The organism is Erythrobacter sp. Alg231-14 (genome assembly GCF_900149685.1).
Classification (GTDB): domain Bacteria; phylum Pseudomonadota; class Alphaproteobacteria; order Sphingomonadales; family Sphingomonadaceae; genus Erythrobacter.
Genome location: NZ_LT702999.1, coordinates 1,585,377 through 1,606,744, shown reverse-complemented (window position 1 = coordinate 1,606,744; position 21,368 = coordinate 1,585,377). Strand labels below are relative to the sequence as shown.

22 protein-coding genes are annotated in these 21,368 nt (G+C 55.1%); 15 read left to right on the top strand and 7 right to left on the bottom strand.

All coding sequences use genetic code 11. The features are described from left to right. Positions 1 to 82 precede the first annotated feature (82 nt). The gene (locus tag BQ8290_RS07595; RefSeq protein ID WP_108792112.1) at positions 83 to 1,015 is read right to left on the bottom strand and encodes a cupin domain-containing protein; all 933 of its coding nucleotides are present in this window, start codon (positions 1,013 to 1,015) and stop codon (positions 83 to 85) included. A 264-nt stretch (positions 1,016 to 1,279) separates the two neighbouring features. On the opposite strand from BQ8290_RS07595, the gene BQ8290_RS07590 reads away from it, so the two are divergent. The 3 genes from BQ8290_RS07590 to BQ8290_RS07580 are packed head-to-tail and all read left to right on the top strand — an operon-like array spanning position 1,280 to position 4,248. Further along, complete coding sequence (locus BQ8290_RS07590) at positions 1,280 to 2,428, top strand: acyl-CoA dehydrogenase family protein (RefSeq protein WP_108788989.1); 1,149 nt, start codon at positions 1,280 to 1,282, stop codon at positions 2,426 to 2,428. Beyond that, entirely contained in the window at positions 2,428 to 3,441 is a 1,014-nt protein-coding gene (locus BQ8290_RS07585; RefSeq protein ID WP_108788987.1) for an acyl-CoA dehydrogenase family protein, read from the top strand. The genes BQ8290_RS07590 and BQ8290_RS07585 overlap by 1 nt, the downstream gene beginning before the upstream one ends. A 9-nt stretch (positions 3,442 to 3,450) precedes the next feature. After that, entirely contained in the window at positions 3,451 to 4,248 is a 798-nt protein-coding gene (locus BQ8290_RS07580) for an enoyl-CoA hydratase-related protein (protein ID WP_108788985.1), read from the top strand. Positions 4,249 to 4,253: 5 nt separating this feature from the next. On the opposite strand, the gene BQ8290_RS07575 is transcribed toward BQ8290_RS07580, so the two are convergent. The 4 genes from BQ8290_RS07575 to BQ8290_RS07560 all read right to left on the bottom strand — a co-directional run bounded on the left by BQ8290_RS07575 (position 4,254) and on the right by BQ8290_RS07560 (position 7,441). Continuing rightward, positions 4,254 to 4,973, bottom strand: a complete 720-nt coding sequence (locus tag BQ8290_RS07575) for a hypothetical protein (RefSeq protein ID WP_108788983.1) — start codon at positions 4,971 to 4,973, stop codon at positions 4,254 to 4,256. Further along, positions 4,970 to 6,397, bottom strand: coding sequence for an O-antigen ligase family protein (locus BQ8290_RS07570; RefSeq protein WP_108788981.1), 1,428 nt, complete (start codon positions 6,395 to 6,397; stop codon positions 4,970 to 4,972). The genes BQ8290_RS07575 and BQ8290_RS07570 overlap by 4 nt, the downstream gene beginning before the upstream one ends. 123 nt (positions 6,398 to 6,520) lie before the next feature. Further along, a complete protein-coding gene (locus tag BQ8290_RS07565) occupies positions 6,521 to 6,787 on the bottom strand; it encodes a hypothetical protein (protein ID WP_108788979.1) in 267 nt (88 codons plus the stop codon). 138 nt (positions 6,788 to 6,925) lie between these two features. Then, entirely contained in the window at positions 6,926 to 7,441 is a 516-nt protein-coding gene (locus tag BQ8290_RS07560; RefSeq protein WP_337661202.1) for a lasso peptide biosynthesis B2 protein, read from the bottom strand. 101 nt (positions 7,442 to 7,542) lie between these two features. Between BQ8290_RS07560 and BQ8290_RS07555 the strand changes: the two genes are divergently transcribed. The 5 genes from BQ8290_RS07555 to BQ8290_RS07535 all read left to right on the top strand — a co-directional run bounded on the left by BQ8290_RS07555 (position 7,543) and on the right by BQ8290_RS07535 (position 11,415). Next, positions 7,543 to 9,453, top strand: coding sequence for an asparagine synthase-related protein (locus tag BQ8290_RS07555; RefSeq protein ID WP_108788975.1), 1,911 nt, complete (start codon positions 7,543 to 7,545; stop codon positions 9,451 to 9,453). 3 nt (positions 9,454 to 9,456) lie between these two features. After that, positions 9,457 to 9,585, top strand: a complete 129-nt coding sequence (locus tag BQ8290_RS07550; protein ID WP_108788973.1) for a lasso RiPP family leader peptide-containing protein — start codon at positions 9,457 to 9,459, stop codon at positions 9,583 to 9,585. Positions 9,586 to 9,713: 128 nt separating this feature from the next. Then, positions 9,714 to 9,848, top strand: coding sequence for a hypothetical protein (locus tag BQ8290_RS15150; RefSeq protein ID WP_337661201.1), 135 nt, complete (start codon positions 9,714 to 9,716; stop codon positions 9,846 to 9,848). A 297-nt stretch (positions 9,849 to 10,145) separates the two neighbouring features. Next, on the top strand, positions 10,146 to 11,081 hold the full coding sequence (locus tag BQ8290_RS07540; RefSeq protein ID WP_108788969.1) for a hypothetical protein: 936 nt from the start codon (positions 10,146 to 10,148) through the stop codon (positions 11,079 to 11,081). Between the two features lie 52 nt (positions 11,082 to 11,133). Beyond that, entirely contained in the window at positions 11,134 to 11,415 is a 282-nt protein-coding gene (locus BQ8290_RS07535; protein ID WP_108788967.1) for a PqqD family peptide modification chaperone, read from the top strand. On the opposite strand, the gene BQ8290_RS07530 is transcribed toward BQ8290_RS07535, so the two are convergent. Then, the gene (locus BQ8290_RS07530) at positions 11,412 to 13,088 is read right to left on the bottom strand and encodes an ABC transporter transmembrane domain-containing protein (RefSeq protein WP_108788965.1); all 1,677 of its coding nucleotides are present in this window, start codon (positions 13,086 to 13,088) and stop codon (positions 11,412 to 11,414) included. The genes BQ8290_RS07535 and BQ8290_RS07530 overlap by 4 nt on opposite strands. Next, entirely contained in the window at positions 13,085 to 14,242 is a 1,158-nt protein-coding gene (locus BQ8290_RS07525) for a nucleotidyltransferase family protein (RefSeq protein ID WP_337661200.1), read from the bottom strand. The genes BQ8290_RS07530 and BQ8290_RS07525 overlap by 4 nt, the downstream gene beginning before the upstream one ends. A gap of 218 nt (positions 14,243 to 14,460) precedes the next feature. Between BQ8290_RS07525 and rfbA the strand changes: the two genes are divergently transcribed. Genes rfbA through BQ8290_RS07490 form a run of 7 tightly spaced genes read left to right on the top strand, consistent with a single transcriptional unit; the run spans position 14,461 to position 21,367 of the window. Beyond that, complete coding sequence (gene rfbA, locus BQ8290_RS07520) at positions 14,461 to 15,351, top strand: glucose-1-phosphate thymidylyltransferase RfbA (RefSeq protein WP_337661199.1); 891 nt, start codon at positions 14,461 to 14,463, stop codon at positions 15,349 to 15,351. Then, positions 15,348 to 15,893 (top strand): dTDP-4-dehydrorhamnose 3,5-epimerase, encoded by a 546-nt coding sequence (rfbC, locus tag BQ8290_RS07515; RefSeq protein ID WP_108788959.1) that lies wholly within the window; start codon positions 15,348 to 15,350, stop codon positions 15,891 to 15,893. Before rfbA ends, rfbC begins: the two co-directional genes overlap by 4 nt. A 24-nt stretch (positions 15,894 to 15,917) precedes the next feature. Then, complete coding sequence (rfbD, locus tag BQ8290_RS07510; protein WP_108788957.1) at positions 15,918 to 16,775, top strand: dTDP-4-dehydrorhamnose reductase; 858 nt, start codon at positions 15,918 to 15,920, stop codon at positions 16,773 to 16,775. Further along, the gene (gene rfbB / locus BQ8290_RS07505) at positions 16,768 to 17,838 is read left to right on the top strand and encodes a dTDP-glucose 4,6-dehydratase (RefSeq protein WP_108788955.1); all 1,071 of its coding nucleotides are present in this window, start codon (positions 16,768 to 16,770) and stop codon (positions 17,836 to 17,838) included. Before rfbD ends, rfbB begins: the two co-directional genes overlap by 8 nt. Then, entirely contained in the window at positions 17,838 to 19,040 is a 1,203-nt protein-coding gene (locus BQ8290_RS07500) for a polysaccharide pyruvyl transferase family protein (protein WP_337661198.1), read from the top strand. The genes rfbB and BQ8290_RS07500 overlap by 1 nt, the downstream gene beginning before the upstream one ends. Beyond that, positions 19,033 to 20,265 carry a Coenzyme F420 hydrogenase/dehydrogenase, beta subunit C-terminal domain gene (locus tag BQ8290_RS07495; RefSeq protein WP_108788953.1) on the top strand — a complete coding sequence of 411 codons (1,233 nt, stop codon included), beginning with the start codon at positions 19,033 to 19,035 and terminating at the stop codon, positions 20,263 to 20,265. The genes BQ8290_RS07500 and BQ8290_RS07495 overlap by 8 nt, the downstream gene beginning before the upstream one ends. A 1-nt stretch (position 20,266) precedes the next feature. Next, entirely contained in the window at positions 20,267 to 21,367 is a 1,101-nt protein-coding gene (locus tag BQ8290_RS07490; RefSeq protein WP_108788951.1) for an acyltransferase family protein, read from the top strand. Position 21,368 lies beyond the last annotated feature (1 nt).

Genomic DNA, 21,368 nt, shown 5'->3' with positions numbered 1-21,368 from the left:
TAGATACGCCGAGCGGACGATCGGGCAATACTAGCGCAATCAATTGCGACTTAATGCAAACTCAACTGGACGATCTGCAAATTTAGCTGCGACTTTGGCGGTATTGTGTAGGGGTTTCACCGAATTTTGAGGCAAAGGCGCGCGTAAAGGCTGCGGGTGATTGGTACCCGGTTTGCGATGCAATCTGCTGCACGTTGACGCTGTTTGTTTCCAAAAGGGCCAGCGCTTTTTGAAGTCGCCAATCGGTGAGATACGACATCGGCCCTTGTCCCATAAGATCGGCGAACCGGTCAGCAAAACTGCTGCGTGACATGCCGACTTCTCTGGCGAGGCTCCCGACGGTCCATGGGTTTTGCAAATCCTTGTGGATGATGGCCAGGGCTTGACCAATTTGGGGGTCACGAAACCCTTTCAACGCCGGCTGGATCTGACTGTGTTCGTTGCTTTCAATGCTGAGGCGCATCAATTCAATGAACATCACTTCGGACAAGCGTTTGACCGAAGCGTCAAGCCCTGCTCGATCGGACAGCATGTGGCGGCTGATCAATCGCAGAATGTCATCAAGCCAAGAATTTTGCGCGCGCGTGGCGGCGGAAACAATGAGATGGTCGGGCATCGCCCTAAGCATTGCGTGGTCGGCCTTTTGCCGGAATGTGAAGTGACCACAGACCAATTGTGTGCTGGCATTGGGATCGCCGTCGCCAACGGTCAGGACGCCATTGCCGTCATATTGAACTTGTTCCAGCACCGTTTCCAACGGGGGTGCCTCGTCTACTGGCGCGTCGGACAGAATATGGGTTTGTCCCCGTGGGATGAGCACGAGATCGCCGGGATTGAGGATGCGAACGCGGTCCCTCGGCAATGTGAGCGTGCATTGCCCTTGTACGACCAGATGGAAGCGTGCGGCCCCCTCCAATACGGGCACGGTGACGGACCAGGGCGGCGAGAAATCGGTGCGAAAATAAAGCGCGCCATTCAGGTCCAGCGTGTTCAGAATGTCATCAAGGATATCCATCCGAAAAGGATAGTCCGCACCCATCCGTCCAACAAGAGCGTATGAATTGTCTGACTGAACGAGATTGCATGCAGATCGTCCAGTGATCCGGCTGGGGTCATGGCATCATTGCCGTCACACAATTGGCCTCCGATGCGGCGTTAAAGTCGCCTGAGGATCACGGTAGCACCAATCCGACTCACTGGTATTTATGTGGCTGGATATTGGCGCTGTTTCGGGCGAGAAGCTGTCGGCGTTTTGTTGTAAAGAGTGTTGCCTGACTAGATGTTCAAATTCCCCCGCCTTGAATTCGATCCAGCCGCCGTTTCGTTGCGCAAAAATGTTCGCAATTTCCTCAAGGCTGAGCTTGAGAATGGCGGTTTCACCCCGGCGGCCGACAGTTGGGTTTCTGCTGCTGATCCCGAATTCAGCCGAAAAATGGGCGAACATGGCTGGCTTGGGATGACGTGGCCCGCCCAATATGGCGGTCACGATCGCCCGGTTTCCCATCGGTTCGTGGTGACTGAAGAAATGTTGGCAGCGGGCGCGCCCGTCGCGGCCCATTGGATCGCCGACCGACAAACTGGGAGCCATATCCTGCGCTATGGGACGCAGCAGCAAAAGGACGAGATCCTGCCCCGCATTGCGGCGGGCAAATGTTTTACGGCAATCGGGATGAGCGAACCTCAGGCCGGGTCGGACCTTGCTGCGATTCAAACCGCCGCGCATCGCACCGAAACAGGCTGGCGTCTTTCAGGGCGAAAAATCTGGTCAACGGGCGCGCATTATTCGCATTACATGATCGTCCTTGCGCGGACATCGCCAGCCGAAGGGCGCAACAGGCAAGTGGGTCTTTCGCAATTTTTGGTCGATCTATCGCTACCCGGCATCAATATTTCGGGAATTGAGGACCTTGGTGGTACGCCTCATTTCAACGAAACCCTGTTTGAAGATGTCGATTTGCCTGCGGATGCGTTGCTTGGGACGGAAGGCAATGGCTGGGCCCAATGTATGGGTGAATTGACATTGGAACGGTCAGGTCCCGAACGGTTCCTAACATCCTTGATCGCGCTAGAACGGGCATTGCCGGTCTTGGCCAATCACGCCGGCGATCGGCGGGCCAGCGCGATTGGATCAATCCTCGCAAATCTGCGCGTGTTGCGGCGCATGTCTTTGGGAATTGCGCAGATGTTGGAGGACGGCGAAAGCCCGGCAACGGCTGCCTCTGTTGTCAAGGAAATGGGCAATCGTTTCGAAAACGAAATTGTCGCTCGACTGCGTGCCATGTTGGCCGGGATACCGCGGCATGAATGGCCCGATGGCCTAGACCACCTGTTGCGAGAGGCGGTGCTGCATTTGCCCTCCAACACATTGCGAGGCGGCACGACCGAGGTGTTGCGCGGGATTATCGCACGTGAAATGGGGATGCGGTGATGGGACCTGATGACCTGACGATGATTGCCGATGGACTTGAGCGGATATTGATCGATGCGCCGCTGGAATCGATTGATCGCGCACGCGGCGTTGGCGCAGAGGCGGATGCCTTGTGGACGACGTTGACCGAAGCGGGATTTGCGAAACTCTGCGCCGCCGAAGCGCATGGCGGATTTGGCGGTTCCTTCGCCGATGCGGGCGCTCTTGCGCAATTGACGGCGCGCCATGCTTGCGCGCTGCCATTGGTGGACACCATTTTGGCAAACGGGATTCTATCGGCAACCGATGTTGAGGCGCCAACGGTGCGAATTGCGCTTGAGGATCCGCTCAACATTGACGCGCCTTTGGCCCATGGCGGTCAATCGGATGCTGTGCTGCAAATGCGCGATGGGCGACTAATGTTGAGAAGACTGTCTCAAGCCACGATTGCCCCCCTCGATAATGCGGAAGATAGGGCAGCCTATCTTGTTGGCGAACCGGGCGAAGTGTTGGCAGATGCGGTCGCGCCGAATTGGCTAACACCAGACGTGTACCAAGCTATTGGCGCTTTCTCTCGTGCGGCCCAAATAGCAGGCGCGATGGAGTCGGTGCTCACTATGACGTTGTCCTACACGCAAGAACGCGAACAGTTTGGACGACCCCTTTCAAAGTTTCAGGCGATCCAACACCACCTATCCGACATTGCGTGCGAAACTGCGGCGTCAATTGCAGCGGTTGAAATGGCGCGGGATGCGATCACTGGTGATGCTGAATTCGGGCCAGCAATCCTTGACGAAATCGCGATCGCTAAGGTGCGCTGCGGAGAAGCCGCATCGAAAATTGCGGCTGCGGCGCACCAAGCCCATGGCGCTATGGGCTTTACTCGTGAATACGCATTGGGCCGATACACACGAAGATTGTGGCAGTGGCAGGACGAATTTGGGGCGGATGTGGAATGGGCGACGCGTCTTGGTAACGCCGTTTTTGCCGACGCCAATCCCAGCCTCTGGCCACGTATTAGCCAAACCCTTTAGGAGAGAAATATGTCCGACCCGGTTCTTTATTCGCGCGACGACGCGGTCGCCACGGTTACGCTCAACCGAGATGATACGCGCAATTCACTCTCTGACGAAGTGATCGCGGCGCTTTTGGATGCGATGGCCATGGCTGAGGCTGACAAATCGGTAAGCTGTGTGATTTTGACTGGCGCGGGCAAAGCGTTTTCATCGGGCGGAAATTTGCGCGACATTGGCGCGATGACGGCAGAGAAGGCGATGAGCCCGCTGGATATCGAGGCGTGGTACAAAACGGGTATTCAACGCATTCCTTTGTTGATGGAGCAATTGACCGTTCCGGTTATCGCAGCGGTCAACGGCCCAGCGATTGGTGCAGGCAACGATCTGGCGACAATGTGCGACATGCGCATTGCATCAACTAAGGCTCGATTTGCGGAGAGCTTTTTGAAAGTCGGGATCATTCCGGGTGATGGTGGCGCGTGGTTCCTGCCACGCATTGTCGGCTACGCTCGCGCCGCCGAAATGCTGTACACATCCGAAGCGATCAATGCGGAAAAAGCATTGGATTGGGGATTGGTTAGTCAGGTTGTCGAGCCAGACGATTTGATGGATGCGGCGCGTGCGCTTGCCGCAAAAGTGGTTTCAAACCCACCCTTTGCTTTGCGCAAAGGCAAAGAGATCATGCTCGCCGCACAGCGTATGGGCCTCGAGGACAGTCTGGCAAAAGCGGCCACCACACAAGGGGTGCTGCAGCAGATGGAAGACCATCAAGAGGCGGTCAACGCCATCCTAGAAAAACGAAAGCCATCGTTCACTGGCCGGTAGGCTTGTCAGCATTGATCATCGATGATCGCGCTAAAGGCGACGCCGGACGCTTCGTCTCGCGCCGTTACTCCGCGCAATGCCTGCTCCAACATACGGCATTCATAACGAGTGCCGTTTTCGATGGTAGCTCCGACGATCTCAACAAAGGCATCGGCGGGCATAACCCGTGCGCCGCGGCCTAAGAATTGATTGTGCCAACGCTCACCACCACCAACGATATCGATCAAGGTTTGGCGACCTGCGCCGCCAGTTTCAGCCAAAACGGGCGGACCCAATTCCTCCAACAAAGCATCCTGCGTATCGCGCCGAAGGAACAAGGCCGCGTATCGACGTGCGGCTTCGGATGTGTTGCCGGCTTCGAGCGCCAACCTCAACATGGTTTCCTGTGCCAAAGGATCTCGCCACCCACGTTGCGCAGCGTATTGGATCGACAGCGAGCTGCCTGCAACGTCGCCGGCTAAGAACTGCGCCTGCGCCAAAACTCGCAAATGTTCGGCTGGAAGCGGACGACGACGGACCAGTTTTTCGGCTTCGGCCAACGCGCTTTCATGATCATCACCTGCCACGGCATATGCCGCGATTGGCAATTGCGCAGCGGATCGGAATGCTTCGGGCACGCTAGCAGCCACAGCGGGTGTGCGGCGCGTTTGACGATCGGTTTGCAATCCAACCACCACCAAGGCGACGGCCATCAAGACGGCCCACCAAGCAACAGTTTTGATCATGGCAAAACCTCCTGTGGCCGCTCATGGCCATTGGGTGCACCAAACCGCACCAGGATAAGCAAGGCGAAGCTTGCGAATGTCAAAATCGCCATATTGCGCAACGGATAGTCCGTCACAGATTGCAGCGCGATGGCAAACAATACGGTTGCGCCGCTCCACGCGATCCATCGATCATGCGAGTTGCGCGCCCGCCAACTCAACGAAATGAGCAAGACCAACCATCCAGCAATAAGCAATAGGCCCGGTACGCCGGCTTCGATGGCAACTTCCAAATAGTCGTTATGGGCCCGACCGGCCCGGCGCAGAGTCATATTCTCAAGCGATTCGTCGACTTGGAAAACATCATCAAACGTGCCCATGCCCGATCCCACCGGCCAATAGCGATCGGCGGAGTATGCGGCGTCTTCCCAAATGTAGCTGCGGGCGTCCTCAGTCCGTTCAAATCGTTCTGCCACGTCCCCGATGCGGCCCGGTGCCGCAATCAAGACCGCTCCGAAAATGGCAATCAACACCGCTATAGGGGCGATCGTTATCCAAGTGCTCCGATTGCTTCGCACATGTCCGGCGCGTCTTGCCGCCCGTTGGAATAGGATCATGCGCAACACAACAAGGCCCATTGGGATCACAGCGAGTACGAGAGCAGTGCGTGACCGGGTTAGGACGATCGCGACGACCAAGAATAAACATACAGCGACCCGCATCGGCAAATCGGCGCGCGCCAATCGTTGAGGCATGGGCAGCAGTGCAGCGAGTGCAAGCGCACCGACCAAGAACAATCCTGTTGAATTTCGATTCGCAAAACTGCCGAACAACACGCCCGGCATCGGATTTTCGGGATAAAAGACGCCGGTCTCACTGTTGGAGAGGACTTGGGGAATGCCGATAAGGAAGTTTGCGAGGCCCAAACCAACCGCAACCCAACCGACCAATATTAGACGGTCTCTCGGCGCATTCCAGCCGATGGTTAGAAGTGCCAATGGCGCGATCAACGCGCTTACCGCCAGCATTGTGCGGAAAGGATCGACGCTGGCGCTGGCCCATTCTTGCCCGCCCAACAAATCGTAGGATTGAACCATCAGTTCGCGACCGGGCAGGGCGGCCCAGACACTCGGAGGAAGAGGGACCACAAACAGAAGCGGCAGGAGAACCGACAACCCGATCAGCAACCTCAATGCCCATGGTGCCGTCGTCCAAAACTGCCAAAACGCTTTTCTATGGAATGATAACGCGATGAGCGCTGCGAGCTGAACGATCAGATTGGCGATGCCGTATTTTGACCCGCCGCCACCAAACGCGATGGCAAAGACAAGCACCGCAAGGATCGCCCAAAAGGTGCTTTGCGCACCTCGGAACATCCCACCAACTAGGGGCGCGCTTGTATCAGTGTGTTGAGGGTGGAGGTATTTCGGCGCGTTTGCAGTCATGCGCAGTTCCCATCGCGTGATTACGCCGCAAGCACATTTGCAGCAGGCAAAGAAAAAGCGCCCGGGATACCCGCGCGCTTATTCTTTATCGAACCAACAACATGTCGGTTGGAAGGTAACAGGTTAGGTGCCTGGTGACTGACCGTCGTCTTCGCTGTCAGCAACAGCAATGATGCCAGCAATCGCAGCAGCAGCCGCGAGAAGCGTGATCAGGATGCCGGAAGCGCCGCGAAGCTCTTCGCCTTCAGCAGCAACAGCCGCACCGGGCTCAGCACTTGTGTAGAGAGGAGCATTGTCAGCTGCGCGTGTGTTAGCTTGAGCAGCGATTGGCGCGAAGGCCATGCTGACTGCAGCAGTAGCCACCATCATGCGAGACATCGTCTTGATCATCGAATTAGCCTTTTGTTAAAATCTATTACGGGACAATCCCTAGTGCAGTGCAGCAAGCTTGACAACAGTCGCTACGAAAAAAGGGTAAATGAAACCTAATTTTGGCCAGAATTGTCGCATTTCGACAAATTAGCCGGGTTAGTTTCGCGATTCTGAGCCATCTTTGGCGTTCGAATCTGGCTTCAGTCGCGAATCAGAGAGAATCAGATGATACTGCGCGATATCGCCGCCGGTCACGACCCGCTCTTTATATAACAGCCATGCATGGGCCCCAAATTCGCCGCTTTTTGAATCGTTTGGCAGTTCGACGCCGATCTGGATTTCGCTCGCCGCGCCAAAAGTCGAAAGCCAGTTTTGCGCTGCAACAGCTTGAACCAGGCAATCGCTTCGCCATGGCAGCCGGTCAGAAATACGCGGTAGAACATAAATGATGCGATCAAGCTGCGCGTCTCCCAAGTTTGGTTGCACTGCAGCGTGATTCTTAGATTCGCGGTTGCGTTCGGGGATCGCTTTCGCCTCGAGCCGCGCAAAAATGACCCGCGCTCGAATAAGCTCCCACAGGCCGCGCACGCCATAACGCAACAGCCAAAGGATATCCTTTGGCTTTGGTTTTTGCCCTTCCGCGGGGATGTGAGGAGATTGCGCCAAATTCATGATGTGCCTATGACCGGCGCCCTCATGGCACAGGCACGGCGCCCGTGCCAAGCGCTGCATTGATGCGGCAAGCAATCATACGATGGACTGGATTGACCTAGGTGTCTGCAATCGGAGCGATATTCTCAACCGACGGGGTTCGGGCTGATGAACTGAAAGCGATGGCTTCATCTTTGGGGCAGGTGCCGCATGATCAATCGGACACTTGGTTGTTCGGAAAGATGGGTTTGGCGGCTTGTACGCTCCACACCAACGCTGAATCTAAAGAGCTGGCCCAGCCCGCAATCAGCGACGACGGAAAGGTGGCGGCCGTTTTTGATGGCCATTTGCTCAATCCTGATGAGATAGCCACGGACTTAGAAGCCAAGGGTGTGCATCTGCGCACACGGTCGGATGTTGAGATCGTGCTTCGTGCTTATGAAGCATGGGATGAACGATGCGCTGATCGGTTTCTAGGCGAATATTCGTTGATTGTGGCGGACGGCCGGAAGAACCGGATTTTTGCCACACGCGATCACATGGGGTTCTTGCCGCTTTATTATAGGGAAGAGCAGGGGCGTGTGGTCATGGCGTCTGATCTGCGGACCATCGGCTTATTGAGCGACGCGCCCTTGGAGCCTGATCACAATTATTTAGCGCAGGTCATCACCAAAAAATGGTTCATGCGCGACACGACTCCATGGGTGGGTGTCAAACGGCTGACGCGGGCTCACACATTCTCGTACAATGGCGATCGCGTCTCATTGAGCAAGTATTGGGTGCCGCCAACCGACATTTCGATTCGATACAAGACCGAAAAAGAATACGCAGAGCACTACCGACAAGTTTTGTTCGATTGCGTTCGGCGGTCGTCGCGTTGCGATGCACCTGTGGGCGTTGCGGTAAGCGGCGGGTTGGACTCGTCCTCGCTATACTGTGTAGCCGACAGGCTGGAAAAAGATGGGCGATTGCAGGCGCCCGGCTTCAGGGGATATTCGCTTGCAGCGGAAGAAGGCGGCAACGCGTTTGAGTTGCCCTATGCACGCGCGGTCGCCGATCATCTCGGCCGCGAGCTAACCGAAGTGCCCTTGTTTGATCCCGATATCGATTGGTACACGAAAGACGCTGCGTGGCATCGCGGCATCCCAGTGGCATCCAATGGCGCAATGATGTTGGGTATGGAGAGGCAGGCCGTGGCCGATGGGTCGCGGGTGATGATCTCCGGCACGGGCGGCGATGAATGGTTACAGGGCAACACTCTGTATTATCGTGAGTTTATCGCTGAACGGGATTTCGCCGGCTACGCTCGAGCCTTCGGTCGCAATCGCCAAGATTTTGGCTGGCTTTCGGCGATCAAAGGGGCGTTTCGCCAATCCGCACCGGAATTCATTCCAGACCCAATCCGGCGTGGTATTCGCAAACAGCTGCGCAAGAGGCGGCGCCGCGCCGATCCGACGATGAGTTGGATTGCGCCTGAATTGCGCCGTGCCATTGCAGATGCAGAAGAAGTGTATGAAGCGGACCTGCCTGAGAGTGCCGTGCATTGGTCCAAACACAACATTGCGACATCACCGTTTACAGACTTGTCCCATTCATTGATGCGGCGGCAGCGATCCGCAATCGGATTTGAAGCGCGACACCCGATGTTAAGCCGTGCGTTCATGGAATTCTCGCTTCAAACGCCGTCGATAATTAAGAGCAATGGCGCCGTCGCAAAAGCGCTACACCGAACGGCAATGCGCGGCATTTTGCCCGAAGTTGTATTGGAGCGTCGAACCAAGGCTAACTTCACTAACACCAAAATCGATCATCAATTCGCGGAATATGTGCGGGCAAATGCGCGCGAACAATTGGCCGAAATTTGCGATTTTGAGGCGATTAAGCCGCTTCTAGAGGTGGATTTTAACGCTCCCGAAGGAGATTATTGGGCTTGGGAAATTTGGGGTCTTTACGCATCCGCAGCATTTTTGTATCAGGATAACTGCGTAACTGAGATTAACCCTGCCACTGGGGTGCAACAGGACAGGAACTGACTAATGACTAAGACTATTGAAAAAGCGAAATACGAAGCTCCAAAACTGACGGTTTTCGGTTCTGTTCGTAATCTCACAGGCGGCAGCGGCACACGTTTCCGTGATGGTGCGGTCGCTGACTCGCGCTTCTAATTGATTGGTTTGATCGCGCCTGTTTCTAGGTGCGTCTGACTAAAAACACTGGGCACCCCATTTTGGGGTGCCTTTTGTTTTTCGGGCGTAAGTCACTGTGAATATGGTAATTTTTCCGTGAATCCAGCGTGATCCTGATAAAGCTGATCGCGTTCATCACCCTATCCATTGCCCAGACAACATTGATTGAGCTGGGAGTGCAAATCGACAAATTTACGGCGATGATCGCGATGGAACTGGCGGAAACGCTTTGGCTTTCCTAATCCCAATGCTCGTGTTGAAAATGATCGACGGAATCTATTCTAGGTCCCCTCAATTTGGCGCGAACGCTACCGGGCGAATCAAACCCGAATCAAGCATTCGAATTGTGTTTCGAATCGCAATTCCGTTTTGTTACGGAGCGAGAAATTGGACTAACCTCTTCTTTGCTCCCCAGTTTTTACCTGTTTTTACAAGGGTATTTTTGGGGGCGCTCTGCGGCAACAACGAACTTGGTTCTGCGATCGTCCGAAAACGCCTGTTGGCGATGATCTCTTCTTGGCGCTAGAGGCGACAGCACAATGGATTGGAAACCAGAGCCTGCCCGATCGCAAGATCCACTAGAAACCACACCCTATGATCGGTGGGTCTCGCCCGAAGGGTATTGTCAGGCCGAGTTCCACGCGCGGGATTGCGGATATTTTCTGCGATTTCCTGGACAGGCCGATTTCTTGATCGAACTTGTCGGGCAAGCCGGTGGTGAGGTTGATCAATCGCGTGCTCAACATCGGGTAATCGGCTGGCCAACGCCAGAATGCGGTGCAGCACAGATAATCAACCTGTTTCACAACGCCATTCAGCCGCTTTTAGGAAACCATTCGGGCGGCTTATTCCTGCATGGTAGTGCCGTGCTGATTGAGAATGAGGGTGGGGCGACTGGACAAGAGAACGCCGGAGCGGTTGCCTTTTTGGGGCTTTCGCGAGGTGGTAAAACAACGTTGGCGGGCTCTTTCGCTCGCGAAGGACGCCCGTTTCTTACCGAAGATGTCATCGATTTGCGTTTGGAGGCTGGTGAATATTGGCTTCAACCCAAACGATCCAAGCTTCGACTTTTTGCGGACAGCGCTAGGTTCCTTCTGGGCAAGGACACGGATATTCAAGACGACAATCTGAAACAGGATGTCGAAGCGGGGACCACGTTCCCGTTTGCCGATAAACCGGCACCGATCCGCCAAATTTACGTGCTGGGAACGGACCATCGGGCTTCCTTGTCGATCAAAAAACTCTCATTGCAGGAGGCATTGGGCGCGTTGATGCCCCATTCCTTTATCCTTGATGTCGAGGATAAGAGCCGGCTGCGAGGGCATTTTTCACGATTGGCTGACCTGTCTCAGGACATTGGCTGTTACGCTCTTGACTTTACCCGCGACTACGCGGAACTGCCGCGTGTTCAAAACGCGGTTTTGGAGACGTTTCGATCAGACATTGATCAACGCTCTGCCAATCTCGGACTATAGAACAAAATGGGGCGCGGTTTGTGCGCAGGATTAGGGGTAAAGTGGTCTGCTCATGCAGCTAAGCGATCGATTTACAGTCACCGATGACGTTGTAGCGCGCGAGGTGGGCGGCGAAATGGTTCTGCTCGACCTAACCAGCGGCCAGTATTTTGGCTTGGACACGGTTGGCGGACGGATTTGGGAATTGCTTTCGGAGCGTCCGCACACTTTGAAAGAATTGTGCGACTGCATCGAGAGCGAATTCAACGCCCCTGCTCAACAGATTGAGGCCGATCTGATCGCCCTTGCTCAACAATTGCAGGATCAAAAATTGATCGCGGCCGAAACCGCCTAATCGCCTTTCGCGGCAATTTGGGTCACTCCGGTGGCACTCATATTCAACACTCTATCTGCCAACGCCAAGCTGGCGGGTCGGTGGGTGATGATGATCACGGTTCGCCCTTTTAACGAATCAACACAGCTTTCGACAAACGCCGCCTCACTCTCGAGGTCATACATGCTTGTTGCTTCGTCCAAGATGTAGATGGGAGGATCGCGATACAGCGCCCTGGCCAAGGCAATGCGTTGCCGTTGACCGCCCGACAAACGCACGCCGTGATCGCCGATTTCGGTATCGAATCCGTCTGGTAGAGCCATGATAAACTCTTCTGCTTGAGCCAGACGGGCGGCGTTGGCGATCGTCGCATCACGGCGATCGGCCGCCTGACCGAACGCGATGTTGTCCGCGATGGTCCCGTTGAACAAAAGCGCGCGTTGCGGGACATAGCCAAATTGGCGACGCAGATCTTGCACCTGAATATGGGTGATATCGGTCCCATCCAAAGCGATCGTCCCGGCATCCGCCGAATAAAGCCGCAACAGCAACCTAACGAGGGTCGATTTACCCACCCCGTTATCACCCGTCATTGCGACGATTTCACCCGGAGCAATCGCGAGGCTCAATCCGCTCAACACGGGATCTCGTCCCGGATAGCGGAATTCCACTCCTTCCAATTCAATTGCGCCTTTCGCCCTATTCAACCGAAGGCCTTTGTCATGGCCGGGCTCAGGCGCGAGCGCGAGAATATCCTCAAGACGGGCCAAAGTCCCTCGCGCCATTTGGTATGAACCGTACATATTGGCGAGCGCGCCAACAGGGCGCGTCAAGAGCGCGGCGTACAGCAAGAACGCGAACAGCTCTCCGGGGGAATTGCCCTCTTGCAGCAATTGCTCGCTGGCGACGACCAATACGGCGATGGCCGCAAGCGCAGCAACCAACGCCATAAGCGGGCCTATAAAAGCGTTGAGGGTCGCTTGATCCACGGCCAACGCGCGTGAATTCTCGGCCGCTTCTGCAAATTCTGCCCTGTGATGTTCCTCTGTTGCGTAGGCTTTTATCGCAGGGAGCATTTCCAAATCGCGCTCTGCGATCGCGATCAGTTCAACCTCAGCAGCACGAACCCTTCCCGACACCTCGCGCAGGCGCCGCCCGGCAAGTTTCATCATCACGACGAATATCGGGATCAGCAGCGGCACAATCATCGCCATCACAGGATCAATCCAGAACAAAACGAGGATCGCCCCAATAGCGGTCAAAATCATGGCCGGAGCATTGGCGATCGTGCCGGCTAGAAAGTCGCTGAGATTGCCGACTTCATAGGATGTCAGCGCGAGTATATCGCCACGCCGCGCTGCATCGTGAAAGCCCAATTGCATCATCTGCACATGGTTGTAGATGCGTTTTCGCAGCTCTGTCAGGATGGTGGTGGACGACCGTTCAGACAGGATCGACGCGGCCACATTCAAAATGGTCAGCGCGACAAGCACGCCGATCAAAATTGCGAGCAATTGAGAGATGTTCACGCTGGAGGTATCGCCGGTCTCAGGTGAAAACAGGCCACCTAAGATTTGCGCAGCGATCCATGGGACGACCAATGTTGCCGCGGAGCTGAGGATGGTGAGGCCGCTAATCCATGCCAATTGCCACCGGAATCGCCGTGCCCATTCTAGCCAGAAACCGACGCTCATTCTGCACCTTTGCGCCTGATCAGGCGTCCGATTGTTTCAACCCACATCCGTCCTTGTAACAACAAAGTCGGCCATCCTTTCGCTGAGGGATACTTTTCCAACAAATGGTCGCGCGGAGCAAACGCGCGGTGCATGATAAGTTGTATCTTTTTTGCCGCGCCAGGGGTGCTGTTTAGGTCGAGCCAGAATTGGCTCAGGCTATCTGGATCGGTGAAATAGGTCTGAATGCCCGGGTCAAGCTCTCCACCGCGTAGGATCGCCATCGCGTCATCGGGCAGTACGGTGCCCAAATCCGCCGCCGCTCCGATCAAAGCTTCGGCAACGAGAGGGCCAATTTTCACGCGAGAACAATGTGAGATGAGCCGTTCCCAATCATCGATTGCCATGTTCTGGACCAGAAGATCGAAATCAACGGACCACAAAAGCCGCCTTGGCCCGGTCAACCGTCCGTCTTCTGCATCATACCCGTGTTGAGCGTGCCATTTCTGATTGGTCGTGGCGTGGACCAACATGATCGCAACATCCGGGCGAAATGCGCCTACGCCAAGTCGTGAAACCGCGTGTTTTCGATCGAAGAACCCATCAATCGGCAAGACATTGTGCAAGACGGGCTTGTCCGTGGGTTCCCAATGCAAATCGATGGAATGGACGAAGAATCCCGCCGCATCGTGCAGCCATCCTTCTTGATGATACAATCCGTGAGGGTCGTCTCGCTTGTACCATCCTAGGTCGCGGAAAATCGCTCTTGTGCGTTCTTGATCGCGCGGGCGGACCAGTAAATCGGTGTCGCCCCTGCGGCGGATCGCCGGGTCATTGTGAAAGGAATAGGCCAGCGCCGTCCCTTTCATCACGATGGCATCAATGCCGGCTTCGTGTAGCGCAGTGAGAATTTTGGTGACTGCATCGCGATGGGTTGTTTCCCACAAGACGATCAATCGCGCCTCTTCGACAATCCGGTCCAACAATGCGTCGGGCCAGCCGACAAGGCGATCCTTGGATGAATGGAGCAGCAAAGGGACGCCGTGGTAATCGATGCGTGACCAAACGGCCCGCCAATCCACTGTTTCGCCCGATGGCCAAACCGGGGGCACACCCCCACGCAATCCGCGCACTGTCTCCGCCAGAAACCCATCAATTGATGACGTATCCATCATGTGTTTCGCTGTGGTTGATCCGAAGTTTGGGTGGCGGTTGATTGTGCGCAAAGTGCGCGGCGCTGTGCCGTAATGGGCCAAATGGCGCAGTTTGACCAGCGTTCAGGCGATACGCACCACGTGCCATGCGTCGCCGGTCGCGATTAGGTGTTGACCACTATGGGGCATGCTGCAATGCGACAAGCATTCTACAGGCACAGAATTTAAGGGCGGGGACAGTGGGAAAACCACGTAAAGGCATCATTCTGGCAGGGGGATCAGGAACACGGCTGTATCCGCTCACAAAGGGCGTTTCGAAACAGCTCATGCCGATTTTCGACAAGCCAATGATTTATTACCCGTTGAGCACGTTGATGCTTGCGGGGATTCAAGACATTTTGATTATCACCACGCCAGAGGACGCGGGCCAATTTCAGCGGGTTTTGGGCGATGGATCGGCCTTTGGCGTCAATCTATCATATGCCGAACAACCCCGGCCCGAAGGTTTGGCACAGGCGTTTCACATCGGCGCCGACTTTGTCGCCGGCGGGCCGAGCGCTCTGATCTTGGGCGACAACATCTTTTACGGGCATGGACTGCCCGATCTTTTGCGGAACGCCAATGCGAGGGAGAACGGATCCACCGTCTTTGCCTATCGCGTCAACGATCCCCAAGCGTTTGGCGTGGTGGAATTTGATGGATCTGGGAAAGCGGTTTCAATCGAAGAAAAACCGGCTGTGCCCAAATCGAATTACGCGGTTACGGGGCTCTATTTTTACGACGATACCGTCGTTGATCGTGCTCGTGATCTTGCGCCTTCTGCGCGCGGTGAATTGGAGATAACCGACCTGAATCGACTTTACCTTGATGAAGGTGCGATGTCGGTTGAAATCATGGGTCGAGGATATGCATGGCTTGATACTGGCACCCATGCATCCTTGTTGGACGCCGCAACATATGTGCGGATCACAGAAGAGCGTCAGGGCCTCAAAATCGCCTGTCCCGAAGAGATCGCGTGGAGCCAAGGGTTCATTAGCGACAGCGAGCTTGCGGCGATCGCAGAACCTTTGCGCAAATCGGGTTACGGCGAATATTTGCTAAGTCTGCTCGAACGACCGGTGCTGCCTTGAACATCATTGAAACAGACATTCCAGGCCCATTGATCATTGAACCTCGCGTGTTCGGCGATGCGCGTGGCTTTTTTATGGAAACATGGAATGAGGCCGGGTTTCGCGATGCCGGTTTGGATTTCTCCTTTGTCCAGGACAATCACAGCCATTCACAAAAGGGCGTGTTGCGGGGCCTGCATTTTCAGAATCCTGGTCCGCAAGGGAAATTGGTCCGCGTGGCGCGCGGCGCTGTTTTCGATGTGGCGGTGGATTTGAGAAAGTCATCTGCGCATTTCGGCAAATGGACCGGCGTTGAATTGTCGGCCGCGAACAACCGGATGTTTTGGGTGCCCGAAGGGTTCGCGCACGGTTTCCTTACGCTTAGCGACGACACCGATTTCCTATACAAATGCACCGCACCTTATGCTCCGCAGGCGGAACATACATTGGCGTGGGATGATCCATCCGTTGGTATTGAATGGCCGGTCAGCGATCTCGATCCGATCATATCCGATAAAGATGCGTTCGGTCTTGCCTTGGCCGATATACCATCGTTTGCATGACCGGGTCAGGGTAAGGGGTTTGGCATGAAGGTTCTGATCACAGGTGCGGGCGGACAATTGGGCGGCGCGCTTCAACGGCAGGCCCCATCGCATGCCGAAATCACTGCAATTGATGTCGACGATGTTGACCTAACAGACGCAGCGATGCTGTCCGCTAAGTTAGACGCTGAATCTCCTGATCTTATCATCAACGCGGCTGCTTACACCGCCGTTGATAAGGCGGAGAGCGACGAAGAACTCGCACAGGCGATCAACGCCGATGCCGTCTTGTTGATGGCAAATGCGATGGAGCGGCAAGGCGGAAAGCTCGTTCACGTTTCAACCGATTTTGTCTTCGATGGAACATCCTCCAAGCCTTATAGACCCGATGACCAACGCGCCCCGATTAGCGTCTATGGCCGGACGAAAGCCGCCGGCGAGGACCATTTGCGAAACGCCGATCTGTTGGTTCGGACGGCGTGGGTCTACGAAGCGGGCGGGGCAAATTTCGTGCGCACCATGATTCGATTGATGAACGAACGCGATACGTTGGGCGTGGTAGCGGATCAGATTGGCTCGCCAACTTGGGCCAGTGGTTTGGCGCAAACCATTTGGGGCTTGGTCGATGCCGGTGCCACTGGCACATATCATCACACCGACGACGGATCGATAAGCTGGCATGAATTTGCCGTTGCGATCGCGCAAGACGCGCAAGAGCTGGGCCTGATCAAAGATATTCCAACGATCAATCCGATCACGACCGCCGACTACCCAACACCCGCGTCGCGCCCGGCCTACTCGGTGCTTGATTGTTCCGCGACGCTGGAAACGCTCAAAACAACGCCGGTCCATTGGCGCGAAAATCTGCGCAAAATGCTTAAAGAGGAAGCAGCACTTGGCTAATTTACTTGTCACCGGTGGCGCCGGTTTTATTGGCGGCAACTTCGTCCATTATTGGAATGAGCGGCATCCGGACGATCAGTTGATTGTCCTCGACGCGCTCACTTATGCCGGCAACCGTTCAACGATTGCGGGGGCGCCGCATGCGGAATTGATCGTGGGTGATATTCGCAATCAAGACCTTGTCGAAAAACTCCTGCGCGATCGCGACATTCAGACGATTGTTCACTTTGCAGCGGAAAGCCACGTCGATCGTTCAATCACAGGACCCGATGCTTTTATCGACACCAACATCTTAGGCACGAACAGCCTCTTGAAAGCGGCCCGCGCGGTTTGGCTGGACGGCGATGGCAAGGACCACCGTTTCCACCATATCTCTACCGATGAAGTGTATGGATCACTGGGTGATGACGATCCAGCGTTTAGTGAGACGACGGCTTATGCTCCAAACTCGCCATACTCCGCATCGAAAGCTGCTTCCGATCATTTGGTCCGGGCCTATCATCACACTTACGGATTGGACGTCACGACGAGCAATTGTTCCAACAATTACGGCCCATACCAATATCCTGAAAAACTGATCCCTCTGTTCCTTCTCAACGCTTTGTCCGGTCGGAATTTGCCGATTTATGGGGATGGCATGAATGTGCGCGATTGGCTGCACGTGGAAGATCATTGTCGCGGCATCGAAGCGTGTTTGATTAAGGGCCAGCCGGGCGAAACATACAATATTGGCGGCGGTGCAGAATTGCCCAATATGGAAGTGATTGATGCCATCTGCCGAGAGGCTGATTTGGCATTTGAAGAGATTGACGGCTTGGCCGATCGATATCCCGACGCGCCTGCGGCCAAGGGGCAAAAAAGCGAGAACCTTAAGACGTTCGTGACCGATCGCGCCGGCCATGATCGGCGGTATGCGATTGATGAAACAAAGGCCCGCTACGAGCTGGGATACAGCGCGACGCGCACTTTTGACGAGGGTCTGAGACAGACGTTGCGTTGGTATTTGACGCATGAAGAATGGTGGCGACCGCTTCTTTCCGACGGGGCGAAGGGCGCGGCATAATGACCGACAAACCCCTGCATATCGGCCTGTTGTGGCATTCGTTCTTGAATGAGAATCTTGGTGTTGGTGCGCTTTCGGTGGCGAACGCTAATCTGATTGGCGCGGCCGTGGAGAAGGCCGGTCGTCGCCCGGTCTTTCACTTAACCGGTGCACGCGGTGCCTTCGATTACAGCCACGAGATCGCGTTTGAAAACCACTATGAAAATGTCGGCTACAAAGCATTGGCCAACCCATTCTCAAATTTGCACAGAACATTCCGACGCTGCGATATTGTGTTCGACATTGGTGGGGGCGATAGCTTCTCTGACATCTACGCGGCGCGCCGATATTGGTTGATTATCGCGTCCAAGATCGCGGCCAAGTTGGCCGGACCAGCCTTGGTTTTGAGCCCGCAGACAATTGGTCCATACTATTCTGCCCCTGCACGCAGCGCTGCGGTTGGCGTGATGAATATGACCGACCAAATTTTCGCCCGGGACGAACCATCGTTCAAGATTTTGAAGGATCTTGGGCAAGGGCACCGATCATCGCTAACCACCGATGTGGCATTCGCGCTGCCGTTTCAGGCCGCGCCGGACAAGGAAGGGCGTGACCTTGCGAATGGACCGATCAAGGTCGGCATTAACGTCTCTGCATTGATGTATCGCCGCGATTTGGCGACCGGTGATCGGATTAAACTGACGGTTGATTATCCGGTTTTGATCGATCGGATTCTTGAGCGATTGTCGTCGGACCCACGCGTAGAATTGCACCTTGTCCCCCACGTTTTGGCTGCGGCTACTCCGTACGAAGACGATTATGCGGTCTCTGAGGTTTTGAAGGAGCGATATCCCGACGCGAAATTGCCGGCTCGTTTCAGCGGTCCGTCCGAAGCAAAAAGCTACATCGCAAATCTGGACCTTTTCGCCGGTAGCCGGATGCACGCGACCATTGCTGCCCTGTCGTCGGGTACCGCGGTCGTTCCCCTGGGATACAGCCGCAAATTTAGTGGGCTGTTCGGGTCATTGGGCTATGATTGGAATTCTGACCTGACCTCAGATGACGATGAGACCGTCTATGCAAGGTTTGAGGCCGCATTGAATGATGTGCCGGCGATCCGATCCGAAGCGGTGGCTGCGAATGCAGAAGCGCAACGGCGGTTGAAAGCCTACACGACTTTCCTTGATCAAAAGATCGCCGAACGCGTTGCCGCCGATGCTTGATATCGACACGATCAAAGATCGGGGACTTTGTTCGGGATGCGGTCTGTGTGCGGGCATTGGCGCGTCGGATGATTCCGCGATTGTAATGCAGGAATCCTCCGAAGGATTTCGACGGCCAACAAAAGTTAGAACCATCGACGCCGATCAAGCGCGATTGATCGATGCGACCTGCCCCGGAGTGAATATTCGGCACGATCCGTCAGAGTTTGACGCACCGTACCACCCAAATTGGGGACCACTCGCCGCCGCAAGATTGGGCTGGAGCAGCGATCCAGAATTGCGTCAGAATGCCTCTTCTGGTGGCGGACTCTCCGCGATCCTCAATCACCTGCTCGACAGCGGCGAAATCGATTATGTGGTGCAAACCGTCGTCTCTCCGGCGTCGCCTATTCGCAATGCGGTGACAATCAGTTCTAAGAGCGATGAGGTCTTTCACGCTGCGGGTTCGCGATACGCGCCTTCGTCACCGCTTGAAGATATTGGGGCGCGGTTGGATGCTCCGGGACGTTTCGCGTTTGTGGGTAAGCCGTGTGACGTGGCCGCATTGCGCCAACTTGCGCGCCATGACCGGCGTGTAGACGACAAAGTGGCCTTTATGCTCGCCTTTATGTGCGGAGGTGTGCCGAGTTATCGAGGGACCACGCAATTGCTCCGCGAAATGGGCGTCGACAACGAAGATGATGTGACGGCGTTTCGGTATCGTGGTGATGGATGGCCCGGATTTGCCACTGCCGAATTGAGCGGTGGTCGTCGATTGCAAATGGATTACGACACCAGTTGGGGGCGTATCCTTAATCGGCATCTTCAATTCCGCTGCAAGATTTGCCCTGACGGTATTGGCGAATTTGCAGACATCACATGCGCCGATGGCTGGCATCTTGATGACAATGATCAACCGATGTTTGACGAACGCGATGGCCGCACCATCATCCTAACTCGCACACAAAAAGGCGAAGCATTGGTGCGCCGCGCGGTTGATGGAGGCTCGCTTGTCGCTCAATCGATAGAGCCTGACGAAATACGCAAAATGCAGCCGTATCAGGCGAAGCGAAAAGGGTTGGTTGCAACCCGGCTCGCAGCCATGGCTGTCGCTGGAAGAGCGCGACCCAGCTATGATAATCTATTGCTGATCCAAAACCTTAAATCGTTGCCGGTAAAAGAAGGACTCAAGAGCTTTCTTGGGACTTTGCGTCGGCTGGTGACATCGCAAAAGGCGCAGAATTGATATGAGCAGCGCGGCGTCGAACACCAAAATGATCGACCATTTGGCCGGTCGGGACAACAATCTGAATTTGATTCGGGTGATCGCGGCGAGCGCCGTTTTAGTCTCTCACGCTTTTCCGATCGCACTTGGAGCTGGCGCCGTAGAACCATTTGATCACATCGCGGGAAAATCGCTGGGATGGCTTGCGGTCGCAATATTCTTTTCGCTTTCGGGCCTATTGATCGCCAACAGTTTTGATCGCGGAAACGGTTGGGCCCGATTTGTGGTGGCGCGCGCTCTGCGTCTTTTTCCCGCGCTTGTCGTTGTCCTGTCCCTCACAGTTATCGTTGGTGCGGCGTTCACGACATTGCCAATTCTCGCTTATTTTGGCTCGACTGAGACGCTATCTTACATCCCTCGGAATTTGAGCCTGGCCTTTTTGCAGTATCCGCTACCGGGCGTCTTTGATTCAAACATTTATCCAAACGCAATCAACGGCAGCCTGTGGACGTTGTTCTACGAGGTGGGCTGTTACACGCTGCTGTTTATCGCAGGGGTCATGGGCGTTCTGCGATACAAATGGTTGGTCTCCGCGTTGGTCGCGACGTTGGGGCTAGCGTTCATCTATTGCTTGTTCATTGAGCCACCGGCGGGGCCGATCGCAATGCGGATTTACACGCTCATTTCGCTCGGCTTCCCATTCTCATTGGGTGTGCTGGTGTTTGTTTGGCGTGCGAAGTTTGCCTTTGATGGGCGCACCGCGCTGATCCTTTGGGTGGTGTGCGCGTTTGCTTTGAACACGGTGTTGACCCCCTTCTTCTTCCTGATCGCGCTAACCTATTCCGTTGGATGGTTTGGATTTGTTCCAAAGGGACATTGGCTCCGCTACAACAGGGTCGGAGACTATTCCTACGGAATATACATTTACGCATTTCCGGTTCAGCAGATGATGTCTGCCTTATTCCCGGATGCGGGCCCATATGGGAATATGGCGCTGTCCATCCCTCCAACATTCATTTTGGCGATATTGTCATGGCATTTGATCGAAGAGCGCGCCTTGGCGCAGATCAAACCTTTGGCGGCCAAACTTCAGAAAGCACCGCCCAAACCGGCCTCAGTCTAAG

What these genes read in the sequence shown, in the direction of transcription:
- BQ8290_RS07490 (WP_108788951.1), top strand. Translation starts at nt 20,267, where the DNA reads ATGAGCAGCGCGGCGTCGAACACCAAAATGATCGACCATTTGGCCGGT.
- BQ8290_RS07530 (WP_108788965.1), bottom strand. Translation starts at nt 13,088, where the DNA reads ATGAGCGTCGGTTTCTGGCTAGAATGGGCACGGCGATTCCGGTGGCAA.
- BQ8290_RS07580 (WP_108788985.1), top strand. Translation starts at nt 3,451, where the DNA reads ATGTCCGACCCGGTTCTTTATTCGCGCGACGACGCGGTCGCCACGGTT.
- BQ8290_RS07525 (WP_337661200.1), bottom strand. Translation starts at nt 14,242, where the DNA reads ATGATGGATACGTCATCAATTGATGGGTTTCTGGCGGAGACAGTGCGC.
- BQ8290_RS07550 (WP_108788973.1), top strand. Translation starts at nt 9,457, where the DNA reads ATGACTAAGACTATTGAAAAAGCGAAATACGAAGCTCCAAAACTGACG.
- rfbD (WP_108788957.1), top strand. Translation starts at nt 15,918, where the DNA reads ATGAAGGTTCTGATCACAGGTGCGGGCGGACAATTGGGCGGCGCGCTT.
- BQ8290_RS07535 (WP_108788967.1), top strand. Translation starts at nt 11,134, where the DNA reads ATGCAGCTAAGCGATCGATTTACAGTCACCGATGACGTTGTAGCGCGC.
- BQ8290_RS07595 (WP_108792112.1), bottom strand. Translation starts at nt 1,015, where the DNA reads ATGGATATCCTTGATGACATTCTGAACACGCTGGACCTGAATGGCGCG.
- BQ8290_RS07500 (WP_337661198.1), top strand. Translation starts at nt 17,838, where the DNA reads ATGACCGACAAACCCCTGCATATCGGCCTGTTGTGGCATTCGTTCTTG.
- BQ8290_RS07560 (WP_337661202.1), bottom strand. Translation starts at nt 7,441, where the DNA reads ATGAATTTGGCGCAATCTCCTCACATCCCCGCGGAAGGGCAAAAACCA.
- BQ8290_RS07570 (WP_108788981.1), bottom strand. Translation starts at nt 6,397, where the DNA reads ATGACTGCAAACGCGCCGAAATACCTCCACCCTCAACACACTGATACA.
- BQ8290_RS07585 (WP_108788987.1), top strand. Translation starts at nt 2,428, where the DNA reads ATGGGACCTGATGACCTGACGATGATTGCCGATGGACTTGAGCGGATA.
- BQ8290_RS07540 (WP_108788969.1), top strand. Translation starts at nt 10,146, where the DNA reads ATGGATTGGAAACCAGAGCCTGCCCGATCGCAAGATCCACTAGAAACC.
- BQ8290_RS07575 (WP_108788983.1), bottom strand. Translation starts at nt 4,973, where the DNA reads ATGATCAAAACTGTTGCTTGGTGGGCCGTCTTGATGGCCGTCGCCTTG.
- BQ8290_RS07590 (WP_108788989.1), top strand. Translation starts at nt 1,280, where the DNA reads ATGTTCAAATTCCCCCGCCTTGAATTCGATCCAGCCGCCGTTTCGTTG.
- BQ8290_RS07495 (WP_108788953.1), top strand. Translation starts at nt 19,033, where the DNA reads ATGCTTGATATCGACACGATCAAAGATCGGGGACTTTGTTCGGGATGC.
- BQ8290_RS07565 (WP_108788979.1), bottom strand. Translation starts at nt 6,787, where the DNA reads ATGATCAAGACGATGTCTCGCATGATGGTGGCTACTGCTGCAGTCAGC.